This window comes from Paenibacillus mangrovi (assembly GCF_022898935.1).
Lineage (GTDB): Bacteria > Bacillota > Bacilli > Paenibacillales > Paenibacillaceae > Paenibacillus_AQ > Paenibacillus_AQ mangrovi.
Map to the genome: position 1 here is coordinate 335348 of NZ_JALIRP010000001.1, position 20793 is coordinate 356140.

The 20793-nt window shown below is 48.3% G+C and carries 18 protein-coding genes and 1 pseudogene; 15 read left to right on the forward strand and 4 right to left on the reverse strand.

What is annotated here, in order from left to right; all coding sequences use genetic code 11:
- Window positions 1-101: 101 nt before the first annotated feature.
- Together MUG84_RS01475 and MUG84_RS01480 are read right to left on the reverse strand one after the other, a co-directional pair.
- Complete coding sequence (locus tag MUG84_RS01475) at window positions 102-1031, reverse strand: YqhG family protein (RefSeq protein ID WP_244718388.1); 930 nt, start codon at window positions 1029-1031, stop codon at window positions 102-104.
- A gap of 1 nt (window position 1032) precedes the next feature.
- Window positions 1033-2781, reverse strand: coding sequence for a DEAD/DEAH box helicase (locus MUG84_RS01480; protein ID WP_244718391.1), 1749 nt, complete (start codon window positions 2779-2781; stop codon window positions 1033-1035).
- 549 nt (window positions 2782-3330) lie between these two features.
- On the opposite strand from MUG84_RS01480, the gene MUG84_RS01485 reads away from it, so the two are divergent.
- The 4 genes from MUG84_RS01485 to MUG84_RS01500 all read left to right on the forward strand — a co-directional run bounded on the left by MUG84_RS01485 (window position 3331) and on the right by MUG84_RS01500 (window position 8385).
- On the forward strand, window positions 3331-5916 hold the full coding sequence (locus MUG84_RS01485; protein ID WP_244720876.1) for an adenosylcobalamin-dependent ribonucleoside-diphosphate reductase: 2586 nt from the start codon (window positions 3331-3333) through the stop codon (window positions 5914-5916).
- 383 nt (window positions 5917-6299) lie between these two features.
- On the forward strand, window positions 6300-6596 hold the full coding sequence (locus MUG84_RS01490) for a response regulator transcription factor (RefSeq protein ID WP_280521116.1): 297 nt from the start codon (window positions 6300-6302) through the stop codon (window positions 6594-6596).
- 142 nt (window positions 6597-6738) lie between these two features.
- A complete protein-coding gene (locus MUG84_RS01495; protein WP_244718394.1) occupies window positions 6739-7281 on the forward strand; it encodes a DUF3995 domain-containing protein in 543 nt (180 codons plus the stop codon).
- A gap of 210 nt (window positions 7282-7491) precedes the next feature.
- Window positions 7492-8385: an alpha/beta fold hydrolase gene (locus MUG84_RS01500; RefSeq protein WP_244718397.1), complete on the forward strand. Its 894-nt coding sequence runs from the start codon at window positions 7492-7494 to the stop codon at window positions 8383-8385.
- A 151-nt stretch (window positions 8386-8536) separates the two neighbouring features.
- Here the strand turns inward: MUG84_RS01500 and MUG84_RS01505 are convergent, their stop codons facing one another.
- On the reverse strand, window positions 8537-9031 hold the full coding sequence (locus tag MUG84_RS01505; RefSeq protein WP_244718400.1) for a MarR family winged helix-turn-helix transcriptional regulator: 495 nt from the start codon (window positions 9029-9031) through the stop codon (window positions 8537-8539).
- A gap of 153 nt (window positions 9032-9184) precedes the next feature.
- On the opposite strand from MUG84_RS01505, the gene MUG84_RS01510 reads away from it, so the two are divergent.
- The 7 genes from MUG84_RS01510 to MUG84_RS01540 all read left to right on the forward strand — a co-directional run bounded on the left by MUG84_RS01510 (window position 9185) and on the right by MUG84_RS01540 (window position 16334).
- The gene (locus MUG84_RS01510; protein ID WP_244718403.1) at window positions 9185-9613 is read left to right on the forward strand and encodes an SgcJ/EcaC family oxidoreductase; all 429 of its coding nucleotides are present in this window, start codon (window positions 9185-9187) and stop codon (window positions 9611-9613) included.
- Between the two features lies 1 nt (window position 9614).
- A complete protein-coding gene (locus MUG84_RS01515; RefSeq protein ID WP_244718407.1) occupies window positions 9615-10364 on the forward strand; it encodes an SDR family NAD(P)-dependent oxidoreductase in 750 nt (249 codons plus the stop codon).
- Window positions 10365-10544: 180 nt separating this feature from the next.
- Window positions 10545-11366, forward strand: a complete 822-nt coding sequence (locus MUG84_RS01520; protein WP_244718410.1) for an SDR family oxidoreductase — start codon at window positions 10545-10547, stop codon at window positions 11364-11366.
- A 250-nt stretch (window positions 11367-11616) separates the two neighbouring features.
- Window positions 11617-12126: a tetratricopeptide repeat protein gene (locus tag MUG84_RS01525; protein WP_244718413.1), complete on the forward strand. Its 510-nt coding sequence runs from the start codon at window positions 11617-11619 to the stop codon at window positions 12124-12126.
- A gap of 930 nt (window positions 12127-13056) precedes the next feature.
- Window positions 13057-13209 carry a hypothetical protein gene (locus MUG84_RS01530; protein WP_244718418.1) on the forward strand — a complete coding sequence of 51 codons (153 nt, stop codon included), beginning with the start codon at window positions 13057-13059 and terminating at the stop codon, window positions 13207-13209.
- Window positions 13210-13516: 307 nt separating this feature from the next.
- Complete coding sequence (locus MUG84_RS01535; protein WP_244718421.1) at window positions 13517-14086, forward strand: dihydrofolate reductase family protein; 570 nt, start codon at window positions 13517-13519, stop codon at window positions 14084-14086.
- Window positions 14073-16334, forward strand: coding sequence for an ATP-binding cassette domain-containing protein (locus MUG84_RS01540; RefSeq protein ID WP_244718424.1), 2262 nt, complete (start codon window positions 14073-14075; stop codon window positions 16332-16334). The genes MUG84_RS01535 and MUG84_RS01540 overlap by 14 nt, the downstream gene beginning before the upstream one ends.
- A gap of 73 nt (window positions 16335-16407) precedes the next feature.
- On the opposite strand, the gene MUG84_RS01545 is transcribed toward MUG84_RS01540, so the two are convergent.
- Window positions 16408-16596, reverse strand: a complete 189-nt coding sequence (locus MUG84_RS01545) for an ACT domain-containing protein (RefSeq protein WP_244718427.1) — start codon at window positions 16594-16596, stop codon at window positions 16408-16410.
- A gap of 157 nt (window positions 16597-16753) precedes the next feature.
- Between MUG84_RS01545 and MUG84_RS01550 the strand changes: the two genes are divergently transcribed.
- The 4 genes and pseudogenes from MUG84_RS01550 (at window position 16754) to MUG84_RS01565 (ending at window position 20725) form a co-directional block, all read left to right on the forward strand.
- Entirely contained in the window at window positions 16754-17728 is a 975-nt protein-coding gene (locus MUG84_RS01550; RefSeq protein ID WP_244720878.1) for a helix-turn-helix transcriptional regulator, read from the forward strand.
- 664 nt (window positions 17729-18392) lie between these two features.
- Window positions 18393-18687: pseudogene (locus tag MUG84_RS27190) on the forward strand (fructose-bisphosphatase class II).
- Window positions 18688-18902: 215 nt separating this feature from the next.
- Window positions 18903-20252, forward strand: coding sequence for an ABC transporter substrate-binding protein (locus MUG84_RS01560; protein ID WP_244718433.1), 1350 nt, complete (start codon window positions 18903-18905; stop codon window positions 20250-20252).
- 101 nt (window positions 20253-20353) lie between these two features.
- On the forward strand, window positions 20354-20725 hold the full coding sequence (locus tag MUG84_RS01565; protein WP_244718436.1) for a hypothetical protein: 372 nt from the start codon (window positions 20354-20356) through the stop codon (window positions 20723-20725).
- Window positions 20726-20793 lie beyond the last annotated feature (68 nt).

Sequence of the window (20793 nt, forward strand, 5' to 3'; positions counted from 1 at the left end):
TCCTTAAGTGTAGAGGACAAGCCTTGAAAAGACTGTTGCAAGCTGTCGCGTGGTGACCTTGGCATCCGGTTCTATTTTTGCCTGCTTTTGTCTAATGTCATCTACCGGATAGACCTCAGATGAAATAGACCGCAGGTTATGACGGACAAATGCACCTTGGGTTCGTACTGCCATGTCGTTTCGCTGCGCCTGTTGCTGTATTGCTCCCTTATGGCGGCCAGTTTTTCTTCATCCGGCTCTTTGAGTAAATCCTCGTAATAGATGTCGATGACAGCAAGCTCCTCATTCAAACGTTCCCTGGCCTGCTCAGCCCAGCCGTAATCCATTTCCGCAAGCAGCCGGGTCATATAGCCTTCAAGTAAGCTGGCTGCCTGAGGAAGCGATATGGAGGCTGGCTGAATGTGGATGTTTTCAGGCAAACGAGGACTTAAAGCCAATCCCCGCAAACGTTCAGGAAAAGGAGAGACGATCCTACCGGTTACGAGCGATATTCCGACAAAATGGAGTTCTTCCTTTTTCACGTCGCAGGCCATTTCAACCTTATAGCATATCCCAAGCCAGGGTTCATAGGCCGCTGAGAAGAGAGTCTCCCGCTGAAGCGCTGCCGGCTGCTCGAACAGGTAGAGGCAAGAGCCTTCCTGCCGGGCGGCGTTCCAGATTTGCTGGAGCCTGCTGCTGCCGTAAACCACATCCTCGCGCTGAATCCTTCCCGGTCCGATCTGGGGTACCATGGGCGCCGTACCGAAATAGCGGGATAGAATGCTGTCCTGCTGGGGCTGCTGCGAAGCGTTTAGCTGCTCTTTTTTGTCATACTGCTCCGGGTCAAAGACGAACGTGAAGGATAGAGTTTCCGGCTCGACGCCAGTTCTTTCGACAAATCCCCAGTAATAAGGCCGGTTGGTAAGCTGTTTGTCGGCCTGCGGAGACAGCTTGACCGTAACATGCCATGGCGACTTCTCTATAATCCGGCATTCGGTGCTTTCCAGATAGGTCATCATGTGCTCCTGAACCTGCTGCTGTGACATGCTCATGTTATGCTTCTTCCTCTCTCATGGATGTCGACTCGTAATCAACCTCAACCTGGCGTTTAATCTGATCCAGCGTCTGGCCAAGATTACTTACCTTTTGGCGGATTTCTTCATTAGAATCAGATTCGAGGAACATTTTGTACAGACTTTTCTCAAGAGATTCCTGCTTTTCAAAATGCTCAAGAATAACGTCCAAACCGCCGATAACCATTTCGAACATATTGATCTTTTCATGCAGCAGATGCAGAATATGCTCCTCGATCGTACCAGAGGTGGACAGGTTGTAAATTTGAACGTCCTTCTGCTGGCCGAGACGGTGAACACGCCCGATCCGCTGCTCTACCCGCATGGGGTTCCACGGCAGGTCGAAGTTGATCATATGGTGGCAAAATTGGAGGTTGATCCCCTCACCGCCGGCTTCGGTTGCAATCATCACCTGGGCGCGTCCCCGGAAGAGATCCATCATCCAGTCCTTTTTGCCCCGGTTCATGCCGCCGCGGTAAGGTACGCAGATCAGCCCGTGCTTCTGAAAATACTGGAGCAGGTACTCCTGGGTTGCGCGGTATTCGGTGAATACGATGACCTTTTCATTCATTTGCTTAATCAGCTCGATCGTTTTTTCAGCTTTCGTATTGGCTTTGATCGCACGAATGGCGTTTACCAGCTCCCAGACCTTGGCCGTGAGCGGTGATTCGTCCGGAATTTTTTTCGAAAGGTTCACCAGGGTAAGAAATACGGCGTCGCGGCTGCTGCATACTTCGCGCTGCAGTGTAACGAGCGACAGCATGCTGCTCAAATTTCCCCCGGAAGCCTTATATTGGTCTTTGACAAAGGCTGTCACACCGTCATACAATGCTTGTTCTTCGGGCGACAGCTGAAGATTGACGTTGCTAACATGGCGCTTGGTAAAATGAACGGGTCCCTCGCCCCGGCGGTTCCGGATCATGACCTTGGCCAGCTCGTCCTTAAGCTGATCCTGATTCTTCGGCTGGCGCTTGCCGACCACGAAATTAGTGGCGAAATCGCCCTGGCGGCCAAGCTGACCGGGCTTCAGCAGCGTAATGAGGTTAAATAGCTCGCTCATGTCATTTTGTACCGGTGTGGCGGTCAGCAGGAGACAATATTTTTTGCGGAGCTTTTGAATGAACTGATAGTTTGTCGTTTTCTTGTTCTTCAGCTTATGGGCCTCGTCGATAATCAGCATGTCGTATTCCTGCTCAAGCAGGAAATCCTTATGCGGATCGCGCTTAGCCGTATCGATAGACGCAACCACGACATCGGAGTGCCAGGTATAAGCTTTTTTCTGGGCAACGGCGGGAATGCCGAATTTGCTGTTCAGCTCGCGCACCCACTGCAGCACAAGCGAAGCCGGCACGAGAATCAGCACTTTGGATACGAGCCCGCGGATCATATATTCTTTTAAAATCATTCCGGCTTCTATCGTTTTACCGAGTCCGACCTCATCGGCCAAAATGGCTCTGCCGGACATCTCGAACAGCACTCGGTGCGCGGTGTCGAGCTGATGTGGAAGCGGGGAGAGGCCCTGCAAATGCTTCAAGCACTGCAGCTCGTCAAAGCTGGTTACCAGGCGCGCTTCTTCCCCCTGGATCGCCAGCTGCGCAAGCCGCCAGTCTCCCCAGGGCCCGCCTTTCTCAAGGCGGCTGTTAAGCTGCTCAATCCAGCTGCGGTCAATATGCAGAGGAACCGGAAGTTCCTGCGGCTGTCCGCTTGCACTAGGCTGGGAAGTATTCATGCCCCGTACCTCCTTCATTTTTCGTATACATACGTATATGGATTTTTGCAATAAAACAAGTAGCGGCATTTAATCACGAAATTATATAGACTGATAAAGTTCTGTTCTTTGCTCTTGGAACGAACCCGGGTGCTCCTTAAAATCGGATTTTGTAATATCCAAGTATTGTGTAGTATGCACGTAAACGGATGAGTTCATAACAGGGCTGGAAGGAACGGTCACATGTGCTCACAGGAAAGATTTTCAAAAATATTTTCAAAGGACCGGTGTCAAAAAGTGAGATAGATGGAGAAAAGAAGAGGTTGTCCGATATTGAAGAGCTTACATGCCTTAAATTTCAGGATATCTTTGTAGAGTTACAATATGTGGTATAGTATAATGTATTTCGAACACAAGATATTGTACGTGATGAGCGAAAACGTGTTTATACGCTTTATATCTTGTTAGATGGGATGAAGCGAAAGTAAGAGCTGGATTTTAGTACATCAGTTCATTCCGTATGGTTTATTGAATAATGCCAATTATCGTGGGAGGTTGTTTCGTTTGGGTATGATTCAGCAGAAACAAAAGCTCGAAGGATTGAGTGAAAAAATCTTTTTGGACCGTTATGCCTGGAAGGACCCGGATACCAGCCATGCAAAGGTTGGGGACGTCGTTCTCGTGCTGACTAAAGATGATCCGAAGTTTCCTACCAAGGAAGTCGGAGAGATTGTGGGTCGCGAAGGCAGCATCGTGACGGTTAAAACCCGCCGCGGCGAGCTTGTAGAAACTCATGTGGATAAATTGACTTTAAATATAGAAAAAACGCCGGAAGAAATGTGGGACCGTCTGGCGGGAGCGATGTCTTCCGTGGAGGAAACCCCTGAGCTTCAGGCCGAGTGGCAGGAGAAGTTCCGCTACATTCTGGACGACTGGAAGCTGGTTCCCGGCGGACGTATTGCAGCCGGAGCAGGAGCAAGCGATGAGCTGACTTTGTTCAACTGTTATGTCATTCCATCGCCAAAAGACAGCCGCGGGGGCATTATGGCCACGCTGTCTGAAATGACGGAAATTATGGCACGCGGCGGCGGTGTCGGCATCAACCTGTCTTCTTTGCGTCCGCGCAGAGCCGTCGTTAAGGGCGTAAACGGTTCGTCCAGCGGTGCTGTATCCTGGGGGGGGCTGTTCAGCTACACAACCGGTCTGATCGAGCAGGGCGGAAGCCGCAGAGGCGCGTTGATGCTGATGATCAATGACTGGCATCCAGACGTGCTTGATTTCATCACCGTTAAGCAAACGATGGGGCAGGTCACGAATGCGAATTTGTCCGTATGCGTAAGCAATGATTTTATGAAGGCTGTCAAAGAGGACCTCGATTGGGATCTCGTCTTCCCGGATACGACCGTGCCGGGCTATAACGAATTATGGGACGGAGATCTCGACAAGTGGAAGAAGGAAGGCCGCAGCGTCATCCATTACCGCACCGTCAAGGCGCGTGAAATCTGGCATACGATTATCGAATCGGCCTGGAAATCCGCAGAGCCTGGCGTGGTATTCATGGAATACTACAACCAGATGTCCAACAGCTGGTATTTCAATCCGATTATTTGTACGAATCCATGCGGCGAGCAGGGACTGCCTGCCTGGGGCGTCTGCAATCTGTCTGCGATGAACCTCTCGAAGTTCTACGATGAGGAAAAGCATGATGTGGCATGGGACGAACTGGCACTGACCACCCGTTATTCCGTGCGTTTCCTGGATAACGTCATCAGCAAAACACCTTATCATTTCGAAGAAAACGAGCAGAACCAGAAGAAAGAGCGCCGCGTAGGCCTCGGAACCATGGGTCTAGCTGAGCTGATGATCAAGCTGAACATCCGCTATGGAAGCCCGGAATCCATGGATTTCCTGGATAAACTGTATGGATTTATTGCCCGCGAAGCTTATTTGGCATCTTCCGAGATTGCTGGGGAGAAGGGTTCCTTCCCGGCATTCGACGCAGAGCTGTATCTGCAAAGCGGATTTATGAAAAATATGACCGAAGAGTATCCTGAAGTCGGCAATGCCATTCGTGAAAAGGGCATGCGTAACGTAACCGTGATTACGCAGGCGCCAACGGGAAGCACGGGAACGATGGTAGGCACTTCGACAGGCATTGAGCCTTACTTTGCCTTCAAGTATTTCCGCCAAAGCCGTCTTGGCTTTGATGAGCAGTTCGTGCCGATCGCGCAAGACTGGCTTGACGCCCATCCTGGCGAAGAACTGCCGGATTACTTCGTAACCGCCATGGACTTGTCCGCTGAGGATCATATTCGTGCACAGGCGGCAATCCAGCGCTGGGTTGACAGCTCCATTTCCAAAACAGCCAACTGTCCGTCTGACTTCACAGTAGAAGAAACGAAACGTCTGTACGAGCTGGCCTTCGATCTGGGCTGCAAAGGCGTAACGATCTACCGTGACGGCAGCCGCGATGTGCAGGTTCTGCAAACCGAGAAAAAAGAAGATAAAAAGCAGGATACAGCTATAAATGAAGTGGCCAGTGCGAAGGAAACTGAGGTTCAGGAGCCTGCGGCCAAGCTGCAAACCGCAGCGAGCGAATCCAGAGCGAAGGTCGTCGACAAGCAGTACAAGCGCCGCCCGCAAGTGCTGCGCGGAGCAACGTATAAAATTAACACGCCGTTTGGCATGGCCTATATCACCATCAATGATCTAGACGGGATTCCAAGCGAGATTTTCCTCAATGTAGGTAAAGCAGGTTCGGACGTATTTGCGATGGCGGAAGCCCTCGGACGTGTCTGCTCGCTGTTCCTGCGTTATGGAGATCACGGCCAAAAGGTCGAGCTGCTGATCAAGCATCTGAAGGGCATCGGCGGTTCCGGAGCTATCGGCTTTGGCCCGAACCGCGTCGAGTCCATTGCGGATGCCGTGGCCAAAGCACTCGAAACGCATGTGCAATCCGACTACGAAGATCATGACCCGGCACCGGTGGCAGCAACGCTGGCGCCTGAAACGGCCGAACACGGCGGCGGCTACGGCCACCGCTACGACGACCCGAAAGCCTCGGTAGATCTTTGCCCTTCCTGCGGATCGGCGACGCTGATTAATATCGAAGGCTGTAAGACTTGCGGAAATTGCGGGTACAGCAAGTGTTCGTAAGATAGAGAATTGAAGAAAGAGATATGAGAAGTGTGAAATTCCATAATTAATTAGAATTGTTTCATAATTGCTTAGACGAATATTCCAAAACTAATTGGAAAACGAATAAATATTCAAAGTTTTGAATATAATAAGAAGAAAACCAGGCGAAAGTAAATAGCCTGGTTTTCTTGTTAATAAAAGGTGTGAGAAGAATGTTATTCAATAAACCTTTGATGTATCATGATGAATCCGTAGAAGGATATTTAATGCGAAGTGAAATACTCAATTATGGTGATCCTAATTTTCTAGGTATAGATAAACTAAAGTCCAACGCTTCTGATGTTTAGCAGAAAGAGTTCGATGATTACTTTAGATAACTATTATTTAACGAGGACAAAAAAATGAACGGAGAATCCACCATGAATCCCCGCGTGGCAGCGCGTGTTGTACAGGAAATTCGAGCTGCCTCGTCCAATAAAGCCGAGGCCAATCCGTTTGCTATCCTTAGCGAGCGGGAATTGGAAGTGCTGCGGCTCATCGCAGGAGGCCTCACCAACTCAGAGATCGCCGAGCGCCTTTTCATAAGTGAGAAGACGGTGAAGGGCCATGTCAGCAATATCTTAAGCAAGCTGCATATGCTTGACCGCACAAAGGCAGCTGTCTTCGCATGGGAGCATGGGCTCATGCGGCCGGATTAATGCACCAAGAAAATTTCTTATTCTAGTCTTGCTGAAAACGGTTCTCCAGATGTATCTCCAAACGGAACCACGGTCTCGTTTCCGGCCAGCTTTTATCTTGTATCATCAGCTTATAAATAGATGATAAAAGGAGCTGGAGCAATTGATAATCAAGTCTGAAGAACAGCAGTCTATGAGATTCTCTGCAAAGTCCCATTGGGCTGCGTATGCGGCAGCAATCTGGTCGGTGCTTTATATCCCGCCCCATGTGTATTTTGCACTCGGAGGCACGATAGGCGTGCCGGGCACTATGACGGAAAAATTTGAACCAGTATGGGCTCTCACTAACTGGGGAGCATCCTTTGCTTTGTTGTTGGCCGGGCTGCTTGCATTGGGTCTTGCTCGTCCCATGGAACAAAAAATGGTGCGGTTGGCGCTGCTGGTTGTCTCTTGGTGCGCCTGTCTGATCCCGATTTTGCACGCAAGCTATGGTTTTGTCACAAAAGGACTTTATCTGCTGGGTGTGCTGCCCATTCATTTCTTCGACTTTTCCCTTTGGGAAACTGTGGATATCGGAATGTTCATGATGCTGGATCTGCTGCTCTTTGAACCGTGGTTTCTGGTTGAAGGCATCTTGTTTGGTCTGGCGATTTGGCAGTTTCACCGCAGAGCTCAGGTGAAAATCGATGCGAATCATGCATTATAATAGGATCGAGCGGGGGCCCGAATGCTGTTTCTATATGTCAAGGTTTAAGTCACTGCCAATCGCGTATATTACTCTTCTCGCAGGAGCTTTGCTGTCAGATACGATCCGGTATATGGTTGGAAATTGAATGTGTTTAAAGGTATAATACACCAATTAATGGCATATAGTCGGATTTTGGAGGGGGATATGATAATGAAAGGGGGGTGGAATATGCCAACATCAGAGGAACAATTTGTCTCGGGTAATGTCGTTTCCGCGGATGGGACGATGATCGGGTATCGCGTGATTGGAAAGGGACCAGGTCTGGTCATCGTTCACGGCACCGCCCGCAAAGGGGAGAATTACGAAGTGCTCGCCCGCGAGCTTGCCGGCCGGTTTACGGTATATGTCATGGACCGCCGCGGCCGTGGTGGCAGCGGGCCGCAGGGTGAGGCGTATAGCTTGCGAAAGGAACGGGAGGATGTTGTCGCCCTATTGACCGAAGCGCAGGCCTCGTTACTATTCGGACACAGCTTCGGTGGCTTGGTTGCACTCGAGGTGGCCCTGGCTTATCCGTTACGGAAACTGACCTTATATGATCCGGCCGTTTCCATCGACGGCTCGATACCGATGGGATGGCTTTCCGCCTTCGAAGAAGCGCTCGCCCGTCAGGATCCCGCCAAGGCCTTCACATTGTTCCTTCGCGGTTTAGGGTTTGATGACATTCCCGACGATCACCTGGAAGCTATTCGCCAAGAGATGAAGCAGCATCCCGGACAGTTCGATATGGTCGACCTCCTGCCCACCATCGCGAACGAACTCAGAGAAGTCGCCCGCGCCGACTCCGCCATCGCGTCGTATGCTGGAATTTCGGCCGAGACGTTGCTGCTATTGGGAGCTGAAAGCCCGGGTTATTTTCAAGCGGCGCGGGCGCTGGAGAGCGTAATGCCGCACTTCTACACACGTATTCTTCCGGGCCTCAAGCACAATGCGCCGGACATGAACGCTCCAGAACAGGTCGCCCGCGAGTTGGAAGTCTTCTTTCTGAAAACCGCGTCGACTTGTTCCACGACAACAGACCAATCCTCGAGTGCTGGGCCGGATAAATGGGGAACGAAGCTCTAAGGCTAAGGGCTAAAGAGTAGCTGTCACTAAGCACAAACATATGGAAACATCTGTAACTCCTCTTACGGCATGAAAACTTCCACTTATGCAATGGCATACTTCGTAAAGGGCTTCGAATATAAGTTTTCTTACCGCTCTTCATATCTTTCCTTTAGGACTCGCTTATATTTTTCAATTTGTTCATTTCCTCTAGCGTCATTTCATTGCACTTCCTGATAAAGTCAAGAATCAGCTCCATTTCCTGCTCGTTATATTGCGAGAGGATCTTGAGCGTTGACTGCATAACCGATTGGAACATGGGTGCAATATGAGTCGCGCCTTCCGGAGCAGGCTTGACGACAACGCGTCTTCGATCGTTCGGATCCTTGTCTCTGACGACATAACCTGCTTTCTCCAAGCGGTCGATAACGCTGGTGACCGCTCCTGTAGTCAGTCCTGTCAGCTCCGCTAACTGACCTGCGGTTACCTGGCCCGAATGGTTTAGAAAATCGAGACACTTGTGATCAGTGGCGTTTAGGTCTAATTTTTCCGAGATCAGCTGATGAAACATGACGGCTCTCGCGCTGTTTTGGCGCAGTTCGTGAAGCAAAGCCTGCTGCGTTAATGTGAGCTCGGGCACAGCAGGAGGAAAATTATCCCTTGACATAAAGAAACCTCCAAGTTATGATATGTTTATCTTAATTGATTAAGATATCATATTAATTAAGATGGTTTACTGATTAAGATTCTTACACTCGTCAGTATACCACACGCTTCATGAACCACCAAACAAATTCATTTATGGAGAGGAAGATTTAAAATGACAAACCACCAAGAAGATCTGAAAGATATCAGCGCATTATTTGCAAAGCTGAGCGAAGCTTGGAACAAGGGTGACGGAGAGCTTTACGGTAGCTGCTTTACAGAAGATGCTGAATATGTAACGTTCATGGGACAGCATCTGAAGGGAAGAAAGCAAATTGCCGATGTACATCAAATGCTGTTCGCGGGTCCGCTGAAGGGCACCGTCCTCGTATCAAGCGCTACCACCGACTTACAGCCGCGCTTCATCACGCCTGATGTTGCCGTTGTAATCGCGATTGGTGAAGCACGACTCGCCGTGCCTGCCCAGGATTCTAACGACAGAGGATCGATTAATACGAATGTAATTGTCAAGCAGAATGGAGAATGGAAGCTGACCGCTTTCCAAAATAGTCGCATTCAAGAGATGCCAAGAGGAGCGCGGTAAGATGGATTATGGTTTAGATGGAAAAGTGGTTATGATTACAGGCGGATCACGCGGTATAGGCAAAGCAACCGCCCGCAAATTCGCTGGCGAAGGAGCACATGTCTATATTACGTATTCCAGCAACCGGAACCACGCTGACCGGACTGCCGAAGAAATTCGGCAGTCCGGTGGTTCTTGCAGTATACTGCAGCTATCATTGAATAATCGCCAAAGCATTGATCAAGCGATTGAACAAATCAAGAACGATCATGATCGGCTGGATGTGCTCGTCAATAACGCCGTCTTCTGGGGCGAAGGCGCTCCGGTCGCAGAGAGCTCGAGCGAAACATGGTTTTCCGTTATCGACCAGACCGTGAAAGGTACTTACCTGGTTACGAAACTGGCAGTTCCACTCATGAAACAAAGTAAATGGGGTCGTTTCATCCATGTTTCCTCCAGCCTTGTCCACAGCGGCAAGCCGAATGAAAGCGCGAATGTAACGAGCAAAGCGGCGCTACACGGCTTTAGCCGGACATTGGCGCTAGAACTTGCAGCCGACGGCATTTTCTCTAATGTAGTGATCCCTGAACTGACTTTGTCGGAATGGGTCACGGACATATTTCCACCAAATGTACTGGAGGAGTATGCACAATCTTTTCCGCCGGGAAGGATTGGAACGCCAGATGATGTCGCCAATTTGATTGTTTACTTGGGGTCAGCAGCTAATAGTTTTGTTAATGGAGAAGAGATCCGCGTTACAGGAGGGAAGTGAGCTTCCACAGTGGTGATATCATCCAGATTCGCCCAACTCATAGTGCCGGATAGCCAGCTCCGTACTGCTCCCCATTTTTGATTTTTTTCAAAAAGCAGTCACAGAATCGCTTCCTTCCTCGTCTTAATTAGACGTTTACTGAGTTACAATACAAAAAAACTCCAATAAGAGGTGAAGAGGATGATTTTAGTAACAGGCGCAACAGGTACGGTAGGACGTCACGTGATTCGGGAGCTGCAGCAGGCCGGTTATGGCGTGCGGGCATTGAGCCGCAATCCTGAAAAGGCGAAATTTCCGGAAGGAGTCGAGGCTGTCGCCGGGGACTTGGCGAAGCCAGACACCCTAACGGCGGCTCTGGAAGGGGTGGGAAAAGTGTTCTGGATATTGCCCAACGTAGCGGACTATGAGTTCCCTCGGATCGCTCGGCAGCACGGGGTTCGGCATATTGTTTTGCTCTCTACGGCAGCTGTTGTAATGGGTGCGCAAAACGCCATTGCGCGTATCCACATGCAAGCAGAGCAAGCTATCCGGGACTCAGGCGCCGCCTGGACGTTCCTACGGCCCGGCGCGTTCATGACCAATTCGTTGCAGTGGGCGGCTGCGATCCGATCCAAGGGGGATGTCAGGGTCCCGTTCGGCGACATCAGTTTCCCTGACATCGATTCGCGGGACATTGCCGCCGTCGCTGCAAAGGCTCTCATCACGGACGGTCATGAAGAGAAGATTTATAACTTAACCGGACCAGAATCGCTTACTGCAAGTGAACGGATGCGCATCCTCGGGGACCTATTGGGTCGCGATCTTGGTTTTGAAACGATTCCGAATGCCGTCGCCCGCGAGTTCATGCTTCAGCATATGCCCGCAGAGATTGTCGACGCTATGATTGATCAGTACAGGCATAGCCAAGACTCTGCCGTACTTTCCACGGTTGAAGAAGTAACCGGCCGGGCCCCTATCACCTATAAGCAATGGGCAATCGATCATATCGACGCTTTTCGGTAAATGTCGGTATTGTCTTACAATATTAAAAAGCCCAATTTCTCAGTTAAACTCAATCGTTTCTTACACAAAAATGACGCTTCCTTTATTTCGCGAAAACGCCCGTGGAACCGCTTTTTATCATTGAAAATTAATTTTTAAAGCATGGCACACGCCATAACAAGCTAAGTTAACACGAACATAACTGCGTACACTGCTACGTGGACCAATAAAAAAAGGACGCGAAGAACTACTAAGTTTTTGAGGTGGACATATGACTAGGAATGATTTAAGTAAATGGATTGAACGTCGTGAAGAAGGACGAGCCAAGCAGGACCTAGAGATCTTAAGCGAGGTTCGCGAGCACTTATTGGAACTATTGACCGATTATCCGGATGATGCCGAGATCAACTACCAAACTGGAATCGCACATGACAATTCCGGACTAGGACGTCAGGCGATTCCATATTATGAGCAGGCTATTAAATTGGGCCTTACTGGTCCTGATCTAGAAAGATGCCTAATGGGTCTGGGGAGTACGTACCGCTACTGGGGGGACTACCAAAAAGCAGTTGAGACGTTACGCAGAGGGGCGAAGGAATTCCCGGAGAACCGTGCAATTCAAGTATTTCTTGCCATGGCCCTGTACAATAGCCAAAACTACAAGGAAAGCGTTGAACTGCTGATCACCAATTTAATGGAAACTACCTCAGACGAAAAACTTCATTATTTTAAACGCGGGATACTGGCTTATAACGAAGACCTTGATGAAACAGCCGAATAAAGAGTGAGAAGATAGGTTTCTGAGGATGCGATTCGAGAAAAGCTATTTTATTTAAGCAAACTTGCGACTAATCATAGCAAGTTTTTCTTTTTTACCTAATTCCACAGCTAACTACATACATATCTACCTAATTATGATTCTGATTCTCAAAACGCAGTTAAATATCAAAAGGATCAATGGCACTACCATCAAACGAAACACTTCGTACTGTGTCTCTGTGTCATCTGTGTATATTGAGATAAGGATGAAATTTCATAATCTGTCCGTACATCATTCAGTTATTTTACTCGTTCAAAAGCAATGAAAAGTGCCCACAGGAGAGATGTGAAAAAGGAATGTATACTTATGCATGTGTGGCTGAAGTTAAAAAATATTTTTTCTAGCGATTTCTGCAACATACCGTCAATTCTGCCGCGGTGGACTTCAAATTCTAATCATTTCTGAAACATTCAAAACGGAGCCACGTGGTTTCGTGGGCTCCGTTTTCTAATTAATTCTGGAATATCACAGAAGTTGTGTGATGTCATAAATACTGAGAAAAATTTTTAAATTAGTGAGAAAAAATCTCCATATTTATTGACAAATGCATAAATATGCATTGTTCTACAATGGTTTGTGCCTTAGACGTCTGCTGTCCTCTATAGTTGATAGTATTTTGAATGGGCTAAGCGAGAGATGGCATTTTCGGCGTTTTTCGTATTATCAGGTTATCCAGTTTACTGGGTAGCCTTTTTTCTTTAGGCGTTTTACGATGGCGGTGGGAGAACGTGGGTGATTTGGGGGAAATACCCGTAATAAAAAACCAAAATGTTGTCCCACTACCCCAATGACCATGATTGAGCTGGTTAAGGCATGGATCTCGTATCACAAGTAAAGCTGTTGGATTGGAGCTATCGTGAGAATGCCGGCGATTATTCATGAGGAGATGACATGGGACCGGTTGTAGTTGTAGGGTTGGACGTCTCGAAAGGGATAAGTATGCTTCAGGCATTTACAGAATGGTATAAGCCGTATGGTAAGATCATGAGCATCATGCATACGGAGGAAGGCTTCGAGCGTTTGGGGGCTTGTTGGAGGAGTTAAAAAGAGTTAACTGGATTGGAGCCGACCGTGGTGTTGGATTTCCATGGAGTCCGGCAGTTCAACAACATTGTACATAACGCAGAGCCTGTGGATATTCATGAACCATGGGCTTTTCTTTTTCAATACACCTGGTTATTTGACGCTACGAAAAGTTGTATTGCTAACCGCGCGTGGTGGCGATTATTCGACTGAAGTGATGCAATCGAGCGAAATGGCCATGAATTAGTAAGTGTGTTTTAAATATGACACAAGGTGACATAATGAAGCTCTATAATGAGTAATAGATCAAGGAGAGGAGCAACAAATTATGAACCGACGAATCATTTTAGACTTGGCAGTTACTTTGGATGGTTTCATTGAAGGGAAAAATGGTGAAGTGGATTGGTGTATTATGGATCCTGAGCTCGAGTTTAATCAATTTTTAGATCAAATTGACACCATATTATATGGAAGAAAAAGCTATGACCAATGGGGAAAATACACTCCTAATAATGAAGATTCGGATGCTGACAAAGTATTTTGGGAATTGGTTCATAGTAAAGAGAAATATGTGTTTTCCAGGTCGCAGCAAGGGACGGACCATGAAGCCATATTCATAAACGATAATATTTTTGAAGAAGTAAATAAAATAAAGCAAAAGCCTGGCAAAGACATCTGGCTATATGGTGGAGCAAGTCTAATGACAACGTTTATCCAATTAGGACTTGTGGATGAATTTAGATTATCAGTTCACCCTGTTGTTTTGGGAGAAGGAAAACCGCTGTTTGCAGATATCAAACAACGGTTGAATTTAAAGTTGGCTCATACAAGAACGTTCTCTTCGGGCCTTGTACAGCTCATTTATCATTGGGACGGTGGGGGCCATGAACGTCAATGATATCGTCATTAAAGGTGCACGCGAGAATAACCTGAAAAACGTGAATGTCCGCATCCCGAAGCGGAAAATCACGATCTTCACCGGCGTTTCGGGTTCGGGCAAGTCTTCCCTGGTCTTCGACACCATCAGTGTCGAAGCCCAGCGGCAGCTGAACGAGACGTTCTCCGCATTCATCCGCAATCGGCTGCCCCGGTTTAGTCAGCCAGATGCCGATCTCATCGAGAACTTGTCTACGGCAGTTGTCATCGATCAGAAAAGGCTCGGCGGCAACTCACGTTCGACGGTCGGCACGATCACGGATATTTATGCGATGCTCCGGCTGCTGTTCTCCAGAATCGGCAAACCGTCTGCTGGCAATTCGCATGTTTTCTCATTTAACGACCCAGCCGGTATGTGCCCGGAATGCTCCGGAGTGGGACAGGTGGTACAGTTCGATGTGGAGAAGCTGCTCGATAGATCCAAGTCGCTGAATGAAGGCGCGATCCTGTTCCCTGCATTTAAAGTTGGTGGCTGGTTATGGAATACGTATGCCCATTCCGGACTGTTCGACAATGACAAACGGCTCGCTGACTACACGCCAGAAGAGTGGGATGTCCTCCTTCACGGAAAAGAAAGCAAGATCGTATACAACACCAAAGGCGGCGCCATCGAATCGGATTACGAAGGTCTGCTGCCCAAATTCACCCGCCTGTATTTGAAGCGGGATAGCAGCGAGATGTCCGAAGCCAAACGCGAATCGATTGACCGGTTCTTGTCCTACAGCAATTGTGACCTTTGCGGGGGAAGCCGACTCAATCAAGAAGTCCTTGGCTGCCGGATTAACGGTTACAACATCGCCCAATGCGCGGCTATGGAGATTAGAGAGCTTATTCGTATGATCGAAGCCATTCAGGATCCCGTTGCCGGACCCATGATTGACGGAATTCTGACCCGGCTGGGTCATCTAGTCTCCATCGGGCTGGAGTATCTGAGTCTGGACCGCCAGACCGCGACATTGTCGGGCGGGGAGTCGCAGCGCATCAAGATGGTCCGTCATCTGAGCAGCAGTCTTACCGACATGATCTACATTTTCGACGAGCCGAGCGTCGGGCTGCATCCACGGGATGTCCATCGTCTGAACGGCATGCTGTGCCAGCTACGGGACAAAGGGAATACCGTTCTTGTAGTCGAACATGACCGCGAAGTGATGGAGATCGCCGATTACATCATTGATGTCGGACCTCATGCGGGAACCCGCGGCGGAGAAATCGTCTACGAAGGCGACTTTGCAGGCTTGCTCCGCGCGGATACGTTAACAGGTCGGTACTTAAAACAAAGTCTTCCCTTGAAAACTTCAACCCGAGTGCCGAAGGGTTGGATGGCCGTAACCAAGACCAACCTGAACAATCTGAAGGATGTGACCGTCGATATCCCCGTCGGTGTGCTGACTGTGGTAACAGGGGTTGCCGGCTCAGGCAAAAGTACACTGATCAACGGAGCCTTCCTGCCCTCGCATCCGGAAGCGATTATCATTGATCAGTCGGCCGTGGGCACATCCATCCGCTCCAATCCGGCTACCTATACGGGGATGATGGACGAGATACGCCGGCTGTTCGCAGCCGCCAACAAGGTGAGCGCATCCCTGTTCAGCTTCAACTCCAAGGGAGCCTGTTCCAACTGTCAGGGTCTCGGCATGATCTACACGGATTTGGCTTTTCTCGAGCCCATAAGGACGACATGTGAAATATGCGCGGGCAGGCGTTTCAGCGATGAAGTACTTGAATACAAACTGAACGGAAAATCCATCAGTGACCTCCTCGCCATGACGGTACGGGAAGCTTCGGCGTTCTTCAGCAGGAAGGAACTGCTCTGTCAGTTGCAGACGCTGGAGGATGTGGGACTCGGATACATAACGCTGGGCCAGCCTCTGAGCACCTTGTCGGGCGGGGAATGCCAACGCATCAAACTGGCTGAGGAACTTCACAAGGAAGGCAGTCTGTATGTCATGGATGAGCCGACAACTGGACTGCATATGTCCGATATTTCTCGTCTGATGGACATTATGAACCGCTTGGTCGACGGTGGCAACACGGTGGTGGTCATTGAACACAACCTGGATGTGATTAAGAGCGCAGACTGGATCATTGACGTGGGTCCCGAGGGGGGGCATAGGGGTGGCCGAATTGTATTCGAGGGCACACCTGTCCAACTTGCTGCTGCTGAGCATTCTATAACGGGGACGTATCTGCGCAAGGCAGAAAATAGCTAGGGAGCGTTTTCCTGAGGTTACAACGAATTGTTCGTGTTTCTGCGTAAATGACCGGTCGAATGCCGGTCATTTTTTATTCGTTAGGGATAACATAGGACGTATAACCAGCCAACGTTAATGCCTCACGGGCTTTCTCAAGCTGATCGTATTTAACCAGCAGATAGTCCGTGTTATATATAGGAGAGACTGCAAAAACAGGGATCTCATGCTCCGCCAACGGCTTAGTCAGGGCATATAGAATCCCCGTTAGTCCGAATTCCAACACACCTGCCACCTAGATGCAGCGCCAGCCATCTCATCTTGGAAGCTTCATTGCAAATGCAGCTGAGGCACTTCAAATGCATTATGAAAACTACTGACATATTACCGTGGTATAATGAGAACCATCTACGTTATCGATTCAGTAAGGAGGGAACATTCTGAGAGCAGATCGGCTGCTTACCATTCTGTTGTTGCTGCAGAACCAGGGAAGAATGACGTCGCGGGAGTTAGCGGACAAGCTGGAGGTGTCGGAGCGCACCGTCTTTCGCGATATGGAGGCGTTAAGCGCGGCGGGCATACCCGTCTACGCCGAGCGCGGTTCCGGAGGAGGATGGTTGTTATCGGAAGGCTATCGGACCAATTTGACAGGGATGAAAACAGAGGAGATATTATCGCTGCTGCTCACCAATCCGTCCAATTTGCTGGATGACCTTGGCATTAAAGATCATTTTGAAGCTGCCTTTCAAAAATTGTTGGCCGCCTCTCCCGAGTCAATAAAAAAGAATGCCGAAATGGTGCGTCAGCGAATGCTTGTTGACGGGGCTGGATGGCATCAGTCGAAGGAATCGTTTGAGCATTTGTCGACTGTCCAGGAAGCGGTCTGGGAAGAGCGGCAGCTGAACATAAAGTACCGCAGGGACGGAGAGACCATGGAACGGATCGTCTATCCGCTCGGTATCGTCGCTAAACGAAACGTCTGGTATTTGATCGCAGAATCAAGCGGTGACTTGCGAACATATCGAATCTCTCGTCTTGTTGATGCCCGCATGTTGGAAGAAACCTTCAAGCGGCCCGACGACTTCGATCTGGAACTGTATTGGGAACAATCAACACAACAATTCAAAAAGAGTCTGCCCCGATATCCTGCGCGTCTGAGGGTCCATCTGAAGCTGCACTCTCGCATCGGACACGAGCGGTATGCCAAAATTATTCGAAGCGAGGAAGCAGACGAATGCTGTGAGTGGTCGGAGCTGGACGTTGAATTCCAGACACTCGATTCGGCTTGCGAAATCATTCTCAGCTACGGCTCTCTTGTTGAAGTGATGGCACCGGAGGAATTACGGGCAAAAGTTGTGTCCGAACTGACAGCAACCGCGTCGATCTATGCGACGAATAGAATATCATCCAGTTGAAAAGACACCCCCACGTATATTATCCAGGATTTTTGTCTAATGAATGCCATAAACAGGGTAGAGAAGCAGGGTGCACCACATTCGCATTTTTATGATATAACGTACAGTGCCCGATTTGACCTCCAAAATGAAACGGAAAGTAGATGGTCTTTTTTGGCCTTCTTGCTTCTATCCATTCTCTTGAGAGAAGAATATACGAAGCATTCGGAAAATGAACATTTACAAATTACAGATGATGCCAAGTATGATTTTACAATCATAAAAGCGACAAAATAAATAACAATTCACAATTAATAGAAACAGTCTTGAAAGATATACAAGCAAATAATAAAACTCTAGTATTGATCATCGATAATGAAATGGAATCATTATGTTCGAAAAAAAGTGCTTATGAGTGAGCAAATTCACTCGTAAGTATTTTTTTTGCTCGATTTAAACACTCTATACTTTTTTTGCATAAAAAATGTATAATTCCAAATGCAGTTTTTTGCATTAATTATGAAGAATGAGGGGAGCAAAGCTGAATCCACTCTTTGCTTGTCTCAATAAATAAGAAAATATCCCTTAATATATCAACATTTTTTAATTCATTTTTCTCAGTAAATATGACAACACACAGAAGTGTGTGGTGGCTGCTGCAGCTCTTAAATGTATGGGCGGAGAAATGCAGGGACGTCTGCTTCCGGATAGCCCAGAAGAAACAGAACGCTGCATCCGAATGGGGATTTCTAATCCAAGCCAACCTGTATATGGACGATATGGTAGGCTGGGACAGCGTCTTGTTCGTTGCAACCGGCGTAACGTCAGATGGTCTCCTGAAGGGAGTGCGCTATCTGCCGAACCAGAAAGCTGAAACGCATTCCGTCATTACGCATTCACAAAATCAGATCATCAGCTTCCTGCATACCATTCATAAAATGCCGATTTCAAGTGAGATTTTTACGGAAGCAGCGATGTAAGTGAATTTTTGTTTAAAATCACAAAGACACAGAGCGCCCCAATAAACGCAGGAATTCTTACGTTTATTGGGGCGTATTAATGAACTACCAACCTCTATTGCCTGAACATCAACGAGAATCCTCTGGCAGAAAAAACGCGAAGACGGTTGCAATCGATTGTCAACTAAACCGATAAGGGGGGAATTCATATCCATTACTTCGTGAAGAACAAAAGAATGCTGGTCGCGATTGTTGTTATTTTCATGCTGTTAACAACCGCATGCTCAGGTGGTGGATCGGGTACGGGGAAGTCGAGTGGGAATGGTGCGCAGCAAGGAACGGACAAAACTAATGCGGGAGAGCAAGCGCAGCAGCCTGCTCCGTCCACCGATCCTGTAACGATCACGATCGCTTTTCCATGGGAAGAGGAAATATTCAATTCCCGTTTCAAGCCTATCGAGAAGAAGCTTGGGAATATTACGATCAAGCGGGTCGGTGCCGCAGGAACAAATGAAGCGCTGCAGGAGCTGTTCGCCACCGGAGCTGAGCCGGATATCATTATCGGCAATCATGGCTTTAAGCCGTTATTCGATCTTGATGTCGTTGAGCCACTGGATGAATTGATGAAGGCTAACAATTTTGACGAATCGATTCTTGACCCTTCGCTCGTTGCTTATCTCCGCGCACAGGATCCCGATGGCCGGATGATGGGATTCCCTGACGGACAGGGCGGGCAAGTGCTGTTCTACAATAAGGAGATATTCGACCTGTTCGGCGTTCCATACCCGGACCCGGATAAAAGCATGACCTGGGATGAATTGCTTGGTTTGGCAGCGAAAATGACGGTGGAGCGCGACGGGAAGAAATATGTCGGGCTCGAGTTCGGATGGGGATCGATGGATTCGGACGCTATGGTTCCATTGAACGAATTAGCTTTAAATAAGACCGATCCGGATACCGGAGAAGTCCTCATTACGAAAGATCCGGGATTCACCAAATACTTTGATTGGATGAAAAAGTTCTACAGCATACCCGGAATTGTCGGCGAGCATACGAAGGGGAAAAGTCTGTTCACCATGAAACAAGCTGCAATGGCTGTAAACTGGAACGGTATTCTCACGGGGGACTGGGGCGATAAAGAGTTTAAGAAAAACATGGATGTTGCACCGGTTCCGGTATGGGCCGACGCGCCTGAGAACGGGCCGATCGTTGGGACATCGCCAATGGTCATTACGACATTCAGCAAACATAAGAACGAGGCGTTCAAGGTTCTTGCCGAATATATGTCCGATGAAAATCAGACGAACATCTTAAAGGATATGGCTTCAGGACCGGCTGTCTCCAATCCTGAAATCCGCAAAATGTACGGGACGAATGTCGAGGCTTATGCGGATAAAAACATCGGCGCTTTCTTCAAAGTATGGCCCGTCATTCCGGAGAAGCGTTTCAGCTTCTGGGATCAGTATGTCGATATCGGCGCCAGCCTGGGCTCATTCGCTGAATCCGACAAGGATGTCGTCACATTTTTACGTAAGCTGAGTGAAGAGTCGGACAAAAAGATTAAAGAAGCGATGGCAGCTAAATAACGGATTGATTACACAAAAGCTGAAGCTTTAAACGTTAACCAGGTGATCTGGGAATAGACCGGTGGGAATCTGTTTCTGCCATTGAAATTGAAACGGTTACGATGCTATGGGAAGATGCAGCACGCCAGATAGGACTGCCTTACCGACTTCAGATTACCATTGATAACATGGAGATGCGGTATGAGACCATGAACTCTCTGTACGTGCTTATGGACGGAAATATCCCGTTCTTTGCGCTCCCTTTTCAGAGAGTGGTTTCAACGAATTTCGGCCATTACAGTGGGCTGATAAAAGAAGGGTTGAAGGAGATCGTAGATGCTGCGCTTTCGCGTAATTCTCTCCCTCCTAAAGCCGCGGCAGTAGTCGAGGTATTCGAGAACGGTGAAATTCCAGAATTAATTAGAATAAATATACAAAAAATGAATATCACAACAAGAAAACTAGGCGAGGTAAATAGCCTGGTTTTTTTGTAGTTTATGTATGGCTTTCGGATAATTAACCGTCAGCATTTTCCGAACAACTTAATTCTGTGCAAATGTGA